The sequence below is a fragment of the Hymenobacter sp. GOD-10R genome (genome assembly GCF_035609205.1).
Lineage (GTDB): Bacteria > Bacteroidota > Bacteroidia > Cytophagales > Hymenobacteraceae > Hymenobacter.
Window position 1 is genome coordinate 2,216,998 of record NZ_CP141184.1, and the last position, 12,275, is coordinate 2,229,272.

7 protein-coding genes are annotated in these 12,275 nt (G+C 57.3%); 4 read left to right on the forward strand and 3 right to left on the reverse strand.

Translation table 11 applies throughout. The features are described from left to right. Positions 1-136: 136 nt before the first annotated feature. The 3 genes from SD425_RS08970 to SD425_RS08980 form a co-directional block, all read right to left on the reverse strand. Positions 137-3,385 (reverse strand): AsmA-like C-terminal region-containing protein, encoded by a 3,249-nt coding sequence (locus SD425_RS08970; RefSeq protein ID WP_324677618.1) that lies wholly within the window; start codon positions 3,383-3,385, stop codon positions 137-139. Between the two features lie 216 nt (positions 3,386-3,601). Then, a complete protein-coding gene (locus tag SD425_RS08975; protein ID WP_324677620.1) occupies positions 3,602-4,585 on the reverse strand; it encodes a J domain-containing protein in 984 nt (327 codons plus the stop codon). Positions 4,586-4,798: 213 nt separating this feature from the next. Continuing rightward, entirely contained in the window at positions 4,799-5,701 is a 903-nt protein-coding gene (locus SD425_RS08980; RefSeq protein ID WP_324677622.1) for a histone deacetylase, read from the reverse strand. Between the two features lie 448 nt (positions 5,702-6,149). On the opposite strand from SD425_RS08980, the gene SD425_RS08985 reads away from it, so the two are divergent. The 4 genes from SD425_RS08985 (at position 6,150) to SD425_RS09000 (ending at position 12,251) form a co-directional block, all read left to right on the forward strand. Next, the gene (locus SD425_RS08985) at positions 6,150-7,034 is read left to right on the forward strand and encodes a DUF5694 domain-containing protein (RefSeq protein WP_324677624.1); all 885 of its coding nucleotides are present in this window, start codon (positions 6,150-6,152) and stop codon (positions 7,032-7,034) included. Between the two features lie 971 nt (positions 7,035-8,005). Continuing rightward, on the forward strand, positions 8,006-8,662 hold the full coding sequence (locus SD425_RS08990) for a TROVE domain-containing protein (protein ID WP_324677626.1): 657 nt from the start codon (positions 8,006-8,008) through the stop codon (positions 8,660-8,662). 81 nt (positions 8,663-8,743) lie between these two features. After that, positions 8,744-9,553 (forward strand): TROVE domain-containing protein, encoded by an 810-nt coding sequence (locus tag SD425_RS08995; protein ID WP_324677628.1) that lies wholly within the window; start codon positions 8,744-8,746, stop codon positions 9,551-9,553. Between the two features lie 1,291 nt (positions 9,554-10,844). Next, entirely contained in the window at positions 10,845-12,251 is a 1,407-nt protein-coding gene (locus SD425_RS09000; protein WP_324677630.1) for an RtcB family protein, read from the forward strand. The last annotated feature ends 24 nt before the right edge of the window (positions 12,252-12,275 follow it).

The window sequence follows — 12,275 nt, forward strand, 5'->3', positions numbered from 1 at the left end:
TAGCAATGATGAAAGACAAAGGTAAGCTACCTCCAAAAGCACAACAATCGCATAATAATGTGGGAGTTACTGCGGCATACTAGCCATGCCACATACCATGGGGCGTGACCATGGTACCCCTAGGCTCAACAGCGGCTCAGCGCAACAGCCGCAAGGTGGTATCTAGGCGCTGGGTAAGCAGGAGTTGCTGGTACTGCTTGCGGAGGGCCGCTTGCTGTTGGCGCTGTTCGCTTTTCTTGAAAAGCCGCACGTTGTACTTAGCACCGGGGGATGGGCGTTTCAGATTCACGTAGGTGAGGGCGCGGCTGGGACGCTGCGCGGCTTCGCCGCTCTGGATGCGGGCGATGCGCTTTTCGTTGTTGCCGAATAATGCCTGCAGAGGACTCAGGCCGATGTACAGATCTGACCGCCCATCTAGGCCGTAGCGGCCGCTGATGTGCAGATCGGAGAGGTTACTGTTCAGGTGCAGCGACGGAATTAGGAGCTGGCCCCGATCAAGAATGAAGCGGGTACTCACTGGCTCGAAATACAAGTGATTGGTGCGTTTATCCTTCAGGAAGCGCAGCGTTTGCGTGAGAGCCTCCACATCCATCAGCTCCAAATCGCGCAGGTCGGTGCGCAGGTACCCTAGGGTTTGGTCAAAGTCGGGGAGGAAGTCGGCGTTGAGGTCGGTGCGCACGTCGGCGGCGCAATGCATCGAGCCGCGTACGTTGTCGCCTTTCATGATGTTGAGGTTCATGGCCGTGGCGGCCGTGAATAGCTCTGAAAGCTGAATATTATCGAGCAGCGCTTGCACGTGCAGCGGGTGATGGCGCCGACCAGCGTTGGTGCGCATAAAGCCACGCAGCTGTATTTTCCCCTGAAAAGCGTTCAGCGAGCAATCATCGAGGCGGGCGGCGCCATCGCGCAAGCGCGAGACCAACCGGAAGTCGCTGCCGGTCAGAGAGGCGTAGCGCACGTGGGCGGCTTGCACACGTACCATCGCCGTGAGCGAGCCATCTGCCAGCATGGCCGCAGCAGCTTGGCGGTTCTTGGGTACGTTCGCAACAGGTTGCGCGGTGGACTCATCGTCATCACCGGCTGGGTTGATGCTAGCTAGCAGCTTCAGCAGCTCTTGCACGTCGAGGGTGGCATAGCGTAGATCCAAGCTGGCATCGGCGGCTTTCAGGTGGTTGCCGGCTACTTGAGCCCACGCCGTGGCGTTTCCCTGCCCGCCCCGTGTGGTGTTAAACCGAAGATAGGGCATGCGCAACTTGTTTTCTTGCTTGTCGAAGCGCACCTGTAGGTTCCGAAGGTGCTCCTGGCTCGACAACTGCACAGCATCTATTGTGCACGTAATATGGCCATTGGCAGCCAGCAGTAGCTCACGCAGCGCCGGACTAGTAGGAGCCTTCGTCGAGCGCTGCGGGGGGCGCGACATCTTGGCGAGTAAGTGCTGGTAGTTGATCGTTGCGAAGTGCACGCCTACCTCAAAATCGACGGGCGCCACCCGGTGCGTGGTATCTGTAGACCACCGTACCTGGCCCCGCACCTGGCCGCCCCACACGTCGCCGGCTAAGTTGGAGAGCTGTACTTGGCGGCCATCATGGCGAACCGTTACGGCGAGATGCCGGAGCGTATCGGTTGGTAAGAGCAACTGCTGGCAGCGAAGCGATACATCTAGGCGCAAACCGGGCGGGAAAAGGTCCGGACCTAGGTTCGTAGAATGCTGAGTTTGCTGGTTCTTGTTGCGCTTGCGTGCCAGGCCAGGCGTAGTGGCAGGTTTGGCGGCCAAGGGTAGGGGACGCAGCAACTCGCGTAGGCGGCTTATGTGCAGTTTGTCGACGGTAAAGTTGCCCTTGATAGAAGTAACTGGCTGCTGGCCGGTCAGATAATCCAATAGGTTTTTAGTGGTGGCAGCGGCTTTGAACCGCATCTTATCCAACACGCCTGAGGCATCCGACAGCTGCCAAACGCTGTTTTGCAAACCGATCCGTACGTTCAGCTCCGACATGTCGGCACCCCGATCGAGCAATACAAACGAAGCATTGCGCAACGCCACGGAGCCCTGAACCGATAAGCTAGGTTGGTGCGCTATTGCTGTGCGCGTACCCGGTGGGGGCGGTAAGAGGCCGCGCAGGCGCACATCGAGCTGGGCGGTGCCGTGGCGGGCCCGCCACAAGCCCGGCGACACCACCGCGGCTAGTTCCGGTAACTCGGTGCGCCCAGTCAGGCGGCCATTCACAAACGGGTGGTCAAAGTCGCGCAGCTGCATGGCAATATTGAGCTGCCCGGCAGAGGAGTAGATGCGGCAATGGTCAAACGTGAGGCTTGTGGTGCGGCTATTCTGCTCCGGGCCGTTGTCGTAGGTGCCTGCTAGGTCCCACCGATCGATGCGGCGGGTTGAGTCGGGCCACTGCAAGCTAGCCCCGCGTAGCGCAAACTTCAGCACGTTGCGGGTGCTAACGGTGGGGCCGTTCAGCCCCGAAATGGTGTACACGATGTGGGCCTTACTCGGGCTGGTGGCACCCGCCAAATAAGTATGCAAGCTAGGAGGCAAGGCCGTGTAGAGCACTTCCATCAGCGGCTGCTTGCCCTCAAAGCGCAGGTTCATGCGCGTCCCGGCCTTCTCGTTGTCGGTGCCCGTGTGGGTGCCACTGACCTGAATCGTGTCTTCGTTGAGAGTGGCCCAGGAATGCGAGAAGGAGCCCTGGCGCTTTTTGAATTCAAAACGATAGTTGGCCCACGCATGCACGGGCTCTTTTTCAAACAACGTGGTGCTGCTGTTACGCAGATAGTCGATTTGGGCATCGAGGGCGCCGCGGGCGTAGAGAGAGCCATCTTGCACCCGCACGCCGAGGCTAGCCCGCCGCACGCTCGCCCCAAATGAGCTTTGGGCGTACTCATTGCGCGTACGCATCCGGAAGTTGTGTACGATGAGTGAGTCGAGCACCAGCGTCATCCCCGGCCCGTCGCCACGTTCTTTGCTGCGGTGTTTGCTGTGCAGCCCCCAGCTGTGGCCCAACGAGTCGGTCCGCTCCTGGAAGAGGACGCCGCTTATTACCAACCGCGTGACGCGCACGCGGCTGCGTAGCAGGCCAGCTAGCTCTAGGCGCATATCCGCACGGTTTATGCTGAGTACTACTTCGGGTTGATGATACGTGGTGTCCGTCAGTCGCAGGCCACGCAAGGAAGCCGTGACGTGGGGAAAGTCACGCCAGGGCGAAAATTCAATATCGAACGGCGCCACTACTAGGCTTGAATTATGGCTAATTCGGTCGCGCACCAGCTGCTCTAGTCGGCGGCGTCCATACGCCGAGCCGATCAGCCAAGCGACTAAGCTCAACAGTAGCAGTACCAGCAAGAACCCAGCGACGAGCAAGCGCCGAAAAGAAAACCATTTCATAAAAGCAGGCTACTGATCTCGGCGCCGGGAACGAACAGCAGCCCTCGTGCTACTTCCTGTCGAGCCAGAATCTGAAAGCAATACGAGAAATGGAAGGAATTGGCTGAAGTGAAAAGCAAAGGCTAGCAAGCACCAACAACGGCCGGTGAAGCTCCTACAAGGCTACCGCCATTGGTGCCTGCTTGGTGGGCGCGAGTTGTTCCGTACTGTTCTTTTCTAGAACGTGTCGTGCTCGGCGGAAGCTAGGTCCTTCAGCGCATCGCGTAAGCCTGCCGGCTCCGCAATGATACCGGCCACGTGCGCGAGGTATTCAGCTTCGGCGCGCAGGTGGCGTTTGAGCTGGCGCAGCTCGGCTTCCTGCTTTTTGCCGGTGCTGCCCGAGAAGCCATTGGCGCCGTACTTCAACTCGTTGAGCTGCTGTTTGAGCTCAGTTTGCTGCTGCTGCAAGGCTTGGGTGTAGCGCGCGAGCAAGTTGTCGTCGGGTGCTTCGGCAGAATCTTCGGCCAGGAGTTGCAGGAGCGTGTAGAGGTCGTTTGCTTCATACGCTTCTGTGATGCGCTGCATGCGGGTCGTCTTTGCGGCGGCACGTTCCGGGTCACGCTCTAAGTCGGGGTGGTTGACGCGGGCTAGCTGCCGGTACACGGTTTTGGTGTTCGACAGCAGCCGTTGCTGCTCCTCGCGGGCCTGTTGGGCAGCCGCCTCGGCGGCACGCTCCGCTTTCGTTTTGCGCGTAGCCTTGGCTTGTCGTGCGGCTTCTTCGTGCGAGCTAGGTTCGGTGGCGGGTTCCGGTTGAGTTGGGCGTGGTGGCTTGGTCGCCGGGTCATACTTCTGCAAAATCTCCGCCTCATCCTCCCCGAAGCGGTCTTGCAGCGAACGGGCATTGCCTACAATTACTTCCACAATCTGCCGCTCCTCGCCGCGGTTGAAATAGCCGAGCAGCAAGGCTTCTTCCAGCGGCTGATACAGTGCTCGTCGCGCCGCTACCACTGTTTGAGCCAACGGCCCAACTTGCTGCCAGTAGCGTCGGCGAGCGTCGGCCTGCTCCGCCTTCAGGTCGCGCAGCCGTTGACGCAAGCTCTCCACGTCTTGCACCGCCTGCCGAAACGCTTGCTGAGCCGGGGAGCTAGGTGCTTCTGCCGGCTGCTTCACGGGTACGTGCTGGGCGGCGGGCAGGTCGATGGCAGGGTTGTGCAGGTTCATAGCGCAAAGGTAGGAGAGAAGGCAAGGAGGAAGGCCTAGCGCTAGATTAAACTAGCGCTAGGGTTAATAGCTCCCCTCCTTTTTTAAGGAGGGGGTTGGGGGTGGTCTGGCTAGAGCTAGAGAACTAAAGCTAGCCTATCGTTCAACGACAAGAAACCACCCCCAACCCCTCCTTAAAAAAGGAGGGGAGCTTTTTAGTTCTAGTCGAGTTTCTTAGCCAAACAACTCGTACGCTGTGCGAAACGTGTTGCAGTGCGCGTCCACGATGTCGCCGATGCGCTCGGAGTAGCCGCCGCCCATGCTCACGGCTACCGGCAGTTGGTGCTGGCGGCACAGGCCAAGTACGAACGCATCACGCTGGCGGCAGCCCTCTTTTGTGAGGGCTAGCTTGCCGAGCTTATCGGTAGCTAATACATCGACGCCCGCCTGAAAGAAGATGAAATCGGGCTGCACCTGCTCCAAAAGGCTTGGCAGTGTCGCGTGGAGTTGGGCTAGATAAGCCGCATCGCCCATGCCCAGAGGCAGTTCTACATCGAGGTCCGATTGCTCTTTGCGCAGTGGGTAATTGGCGCCGGCGTGCATGGAGAACGTGAACACCCTAGGTTCGTGGCGGAAGATGCTAGCTGTGCCGTCGCCCTGGTGCACGTCCAAATCCACGACCAGTACCTGGCGTGCTAGACCGTGGTGCAGCAGGTGCATGGCCGCAATAGCAATGTCATTGAACACGCAGAACCCCTCGCCGCGGTCTGCAAAGGCATGGTGCGTGCCGCCGGCTAGGTTCAGGGCCACCCCGTCGCGCAGGGCGTGCCGCGCCGATTGCAGCGTGCCGGCGCTGCTGCTCAACGAGCGTAACACCAACCGCTCGCTCTGCGGCAAGCCGAGGCGGCGTACTTCGGCGGGAGAAAGCTGTTGATCACGCACTTTATGCCAATACTCTAGTGTGTGCACGCGTAACAGGTCTTCCTCAGCACACAGGCCGGGGTCGTAGAAGTCGGTGAGCGGCGCGATGCCTTGCCACAACAGCTGCTGATGAATCAGCTCGTACTTAGTGATGGGGAAGCGGTGGCCGGCAGGCAGATCGAGAACGTACCGGTCGGAGGTGGCAAGGCAGGGCATGCGGCAATAAGCAAAACGGCCGGCAGATCAGCGAAGAACCCCGTGCCTGGCTACGATAACAAGCAGACATACGCAGCGAAGCTAGGGAAGGTGGGTGAGCGGCACAGCCAAACCTTTGCCTATAGTAAGCTTCAGGCTGTTTCACTTGCCTGAACGATGTAGAGACGCAACACTTTGCGTCTTGTCGTTGCGGATGTTGTTTGCCTAGGTTACGCTGACCTGGTTGTTCAACGAGGAGACGCAAAGTATTGCGTCTCTACATCGTTTATCCATGCATGAATGAACTCCAACCGCTTTTAGGAGTTGTCCAGAACCGGACAATAGCTGTTCACTTGTGGACGAAGTTAAAAACTGATAATCAATGTAATATGCTGGATGTAAGGTGGTTTAGCGGGTGGCATGGCTATTGGATTACGACCTCTACACGTTCATACTAAAACACCATAAAATGAAATTCTTATTCGCGCTGCTCGTGGTCTGTTTCCTATTCCCACGTTCCGGATGGAGCCAAGAAAAACCTACCCAGATCATGCTACTCGGCTGCGACCATCTGCGGCAGACGTATAAGAAGGATAACCCGAACACCGACGTATTCACGGCCCGTCGGCAGCAGGAACTAGCCGACTTAATTAGTCGCATTCGCAAGTTTCAACCCGACCTGATTGTGGTCGAGCGGGTGCCTGAAGGCCAAGCGGCCCTCGACAGCACCTACGCGCTTTATGTGGCCAACAAACTCCAACTCGCTGATATGGAGGATGGTCGGGGCGAGGAGTATCAACTAGGTTTCGCGCTCGGCAAGCAGCTAGGCCTAAAAAGGATTGTGGGCGTGAATGCGCCCGGCGGCACTTCGCAAAGCATTCTGAGCAATGGCCAAAACATCGACCTCTACAAAGAAGAAGGCGTGCAGATGCGCACCTTCTCCAAAGCCAAGCAAGAAGAGCTAGCTTCTGGGAAGCTGACCCTCACCGAGTATTTCACCTTTCTAAATCAACCCGCTGTTACGCAGATGATTTACCACCTGCGCTACATCACCCCCGCCCGCGTTACCAACGGCCACTTCACCAACCCCGACGCCATGGTGGACACAGCCTTCGTCAACCCCCGCTACATCGGCGCCGAACTGACTTCCGTCTTCAAAAACCGCGACTACAAGATCTACTCCAACATTGTGACCACGCAGATGGCCGAGAAAGCGAAAAGGGTACTGGTGCTTATTGGGGGAGCTCACATTGGCTCCCTACAAAGTATTTTTCGCGATGATCCAGCTTACCAGTTGGTGCCCGCTACTACCTACCTAGGTAAGACGCGCGTGTCAACCAGCGCCGTGCAATAACCCCTTGATTATCGTTGAACGTCACGCTTCGGCAAGCGCATCATGACAAAACTAAAATCATAAATAGGCACACATTTTAAATAGCGAGCAGGGGAGAGTTAATTAGTTATTCTAGAAGAATCCTGTTCGTTTTTGGATTCTGTAATTTACGTTAATAAAAAAAAGTAAAAATATTTTTTGATAGATATTGACTTTAAGAAAATAACCTTTCTATATTTGTCACGTTCAAAGCACAAAACTTAACCAGACTTCTTAGTCAATCCTCGTCATGCGGCGCCACGAATCAAATTTCTGCCCCACGCAAAGTCAGCTGAAGCGCGATGTTCAGCCGGGGTTCGGCGCGTATGAAATGAGGTAGGTTTACCTGATAGAAACCAACCATATGAAACGCCCGAACCCACCAAGGTTCGGGCGTTTTTCTTTTTCCTCTATCCTAAGCAGTTACTTCCATGACGTCTTCTCATCACTCCTCCTTTTGCTTGGCAGCCACATATCCAGCCCAAGTGCTAGGGTCGTGGTGTGACGCCCTGGACCAGCTACGAAAGCCAAACGGCTGGCGAAAACGTAGCTAAGAGTACCGGTTTATTTACGGTTCGTGAATTTCTAAATCGGTTTTATTCTCGGGTTGTATTTTCTGTTTTAATCGTCAGTAAATGACGATGCGGAAAAGTATTGCCTAAAGTTTTTGCTTCGATAATAATTTATTAACGGCAATTAATTCCGCTGGAATTGCCGAACGGATGGTTACACCCTTTTTCTTCTACGGCCATGTACGAAATCTTTAGACTATCATTTAGTAATTCAGCACCTACTTCATTAGCTGATTTATCACATAGCAAACAATCGCGCTCGGATTCGAAAAATAGCCATCCCAACGCCAAACTTGACTCCGTTAAATCGGTCAAGCCACTCAAAACCTAGCCTTTTATTCCGAAGCCTCGCTTCTCTTTACCCGATTACGCTTTCCTGTTATGCGCTTCAACTTCAACTTCCGCAAAAACGAATCGGTGCCGGTGGTTAACCACGAAGGCGCCGCTGCTTACCAGCTTACGCCCCAACTCGAACTGTACGCCGCCGTGGCTACCGCCGCGCTCAGCGACCAGTTTTATGAAAAGGCCGATACGCGGCTGGCACGATTGCGCGAGTTGGTAGCGCAAAACGAGCCCTTATTTGTAGCACAACTGGCGGTGTATGCCCGCGAAAAGCTCTACTTACGCTCGGTCCCTTTGGTGCTGACTGTGGAGCTAGCCCGCCTGCACCGCGGCGATAATCTCGTGAGCCGCCTCGTGGCTCGTGTGGTGCAGCGCCCCGACGAAATCACGGAGTTGCTGGCTTTCTACGCCGTCGCCAATGAGCGCCAAGGCACGAACGGCAAAGCACCCGTGAAAACCCTCAACCGCCTTTCCAAGCAGTTGCAGAAAGGCCTAGCGCTCAGCTTCAACCGCTTCGATGGCTACCAGCTCGCCAAGTACGACCGCGCTGGTCAAGTGCGTCTCCGCGACGCCTTGTTCCTGGTGCACCCCCAAGCTAAAGACGCGGCCCAACAAGCATTGTTCGACCAACTAGTGCGCGGTGAACTCGCCACGCCCTATACCTGGGAAACGGAGCTGTCGGCCCAAGGGCAATAGTCGTTTGCTAGTGCCGCGGAGCGTCAAGCGGTCTTCAAAGCCAAGTGGGAAGAGCTGATTGCCAGCGGCAAGCTAGGCTACATGGCCTTGCTACGAAACCTGCGCAACATCATCGAAGTCGATGTGTCGGCCGATGCGGTGCAGACGGTATGTGCTACGCTTGCCAACCGGGCAGCGGTGGCGCGCAGCAAGCAGTTGCCGTTCCGCTTCTTGGCGGCTTACCGCGAGGTGCTGGAGTTGAAGTTGGGGCGCGTACCCGGCGTGTTAGCGGCATTGGAAACGGCCATCGGCCACTCCGTCGCCAACTTGCGCGGCTTCGATGCTAACACCCGTGTGCTCTTGGCCTGCGACGTGTCGGGCTCCATGCAACAACCCATATCAGCGCGCAGCAAAGTGCTGCTCTATGACATCGGGCTGGTGTTGGCTATGCTCCTGCAAAGCCGCTGTCAGCATGTCGTAACGGGCATGTTTGGCGATAAATGGAAGCGCATCAGCTTGCCCACTGGGCAGGTGTTGCGCAACGTGCAGGAGATGTACCGCCGGGAAGGGGAGGTGGGCTACAGCACCAACGGCCACTTGGTCGTCTACGACTTGCGGCAGCGCCGTGAGGTAGTAGATAAGGTGATGATCTTCACCGACTGCCAGCTGTGGGACAGCACTGGTCGGGCCGGCTCGCTGGCCGCCGAGTGGCGCGAATATCGCCGCACGGTAGCGCCGCAAGCGCAGCTCTACCTCTTCGACCTAGCCGGTCACGGCACCGCGCCGCTGCAAGTGCGTCGCGAAGATGGTGTAGCGCTGGTCGCGGGCTGGTCGGACAAAGTGTTCGACGTACTGGCCGCGCTGGAAGACGGTGGCTCCGCCCTGACGGAGATTGAAAAGGTTGAGTTCTAATTCAATAAAGCGGTCCAGGAGCGGCAGATAGAAAAGCGGCTGCCGCTCCCTCGCTAATAGGTAAAAGGATCTTCTGAAACAGGTTACATGAAACATAATTAAACAACACTTCCCAACTAGCCTACAAGGTGCCGTAAGCGGGCGCTACTTCGTGGTCCGTTTTCGACTTCACCATGTGGAGTCTCGCAGGTTCGAACCCTGCTCCCCGGCCTGAAGGCTTGGGGGATGAAAACATGCGCTTGCTGCTTGTTGTCCTTGCTAGGTTGGTTGCGGAAAGGTATTCCGTCGGGTGTCGTAGCGGCGTGTTACTTCGGGTCGCAGGTTCGAGCCCTGCCTTTCAGGTTTGCCTGAGAGTAGCTCAGTTGGTAGAGCAGAGCGGTTTCGGTCGTGTCTTTCGCGCCGTGCTTTTTACCCCGACGGATTTCTTCTTACCTCACTGGGTGCCGTAGTTCAGCCATACTTCGCACTTTGATTGCCCGGGTCGCGGGTTCGAGCCCCGCCAACTGGTCCTAGCTAGGTTCAGTTGTAGCTCAGTTGGTTAGAGCAGGATACAGAGGCTGGGCGCTTGTTGCCCCGGTGAGAAAAGTACCTGACAGGTGCCGTAGCAAAGTCTTACTTCGCCTTGGACGCTGGGGTCGCGGGTTCGAGTCCCGCTCATCCTTCGGGGTGGTAGCTCAGTTGGTTAGAGCACAGAGACTTGCGGTTGTTGCCCTGTCAGCTTATAGGAATGCCAGAAGGTGCCGTAGGGTAGTCTTACTTCGACTGAAAATCCAACGTGACTACTCGGCTGTCGCCCTTCTTACATTCCTCTCAACCTAGCCGGATGCCGTAGGGCAGCGTTTCTTCGACTTTTATTCGCAAACAGACTGCTGTCCATTTGTTGCTCCGGCTAGCTAGGGTTGGGCTTCGTGTAAACGCTTCATCAACATAATAGTATGGAACCAAGATTTACGCTTAGCCCATTCGGGAGAAGAGTTCTGCGGCTTTTCGCCAAGCACTTGCACCGGTTCGCCGCGCTGAATTGCTTGGATCGATAAGAAAGTGTCAGCAGATAGTAGCAGTATCCGTTTGGAACGCCTCCTGTTTGCCAACGCTTGCTTGGTCCGACGCCCTAGGTGTTCGACCGGTATCGGTGAACAGGCTTCGTGCGGGCGTTTACAAACAGATTAGTATTTAACACAGACATCAGCAACGATACCGGTCAGGCGACTCACGCCTTCGGACCAGTGCCGTGCGGAAACACAAGGTCGTTGGTTTACCAAAAACCAACGCCAAAATAGCAAACCAGATCATGGCTCAACAACTACGTGGCAACGACCTCCGCCAACTCGGATTTCCGGAAGGGCGTGCCATTGGCTTGGCGCTGGCTCAATTGCAGCGCAAGCACTTAAAAAAACTCTCCCACACGGAGCAGCTGAATCTGCTCCAAACCTTACTACATAGCCCCAAAGAGTACTTGACCGACCTCGACTGGAGCCACACGGCCGCCGCGCTGCTGCCGCCACCCAGCCGCCATATTGCTCTGGCCGAGCGCAAGGAATACGCCGTGTTCGGCCCCGAGTACATCGACCAAGGTGCCATTCACCAGATGGAAACGGCCATGAAGCTGCCCATCACGGTCGCCGGCGCCCTCATGCCCGACGCTCACCACGGCTACGGCTTGCCTATCGGCGGCGTACTGGCCACAGACAACGCTGTGATTCCTTACGCCGTGGGCGTGGACATCGGGTGCCGGATGGCGCTGTCGGTGTACGCGCTGCCGCCCAAACACTTGGAGCAGCGCGTACAGGAGTTGCGCAAGATCTTGCTCGACAACACCAAGTTCGGCAACCGCGACGTGTTCCGCTACGGCCAAAAGCTAGATCACGCCGTGTTGGAGCGCGATGAGTTCTTGAGCATCCCTTTCCTTCGCAACAAGCAGGAAACGGCGGCCGCACAGATCGGCACTTCGGGTGGCGGCAACCACTTTGTGGAGTTCGGCGTGGTCGACATCACCGATCCGCAAAACGAGCTAGGCGTACCGGTGGGCCAATACCTAGGTCTGCTCTCGCACTCCGGCTCCCGCGGCCTCGGCGCGAGCATCGCCAACCACTACACCAAGCTGGCGAAAGACGTTTGCCAACTGCCCGCCGAAGCCCAACACCTAGCTTGGCTTTCGCTCGACACGGAAGCGGGGCAGGAGTACTGGGCTGCCATGAATTTGGCCGGTGACTACGCCTCCGCCTGTCACCACCAGATTCACCAACGCATTGCCAAAGCGTTGGGCGAACGGCCCCTAGGAAAAGTGGAAAACCACCACAACTTCGCCTGGAAGGAACGCCTAGCTGATGGTCGCAACGTGGTGGTGCACCGCAAGGGCGCTACGCCGGCCGGCGCGGGGGTGCTCGGCATCATTCCCGGCTCGATGACGGCTCCCGGCTTCATCGTGCGCGGGCGAGGCGAAGCGACGTCGCTAGCTTCGGCCTCGCACGGCGCTGGGCGGGCCATGTCGCGGACGCGGGCCAAGCAGGAGCTAGGCGAAGCCGAAGTGCGCCAGTACCTAGCCGACGCGGGCGTGTCGCTCATCGGTGGCGGCGTGGACGAAGCGCCCCAGGCTTACAAGGACATTTTCGCCGTGATGCGCAGCCAGCAGGAGCTCGTGGACGTGCTCGGCACGTTCACCCCGCGCATCGTGCGGATGGAAGGGGCTACCACGTGATACTACCTCCCGTTGTGAAGATGA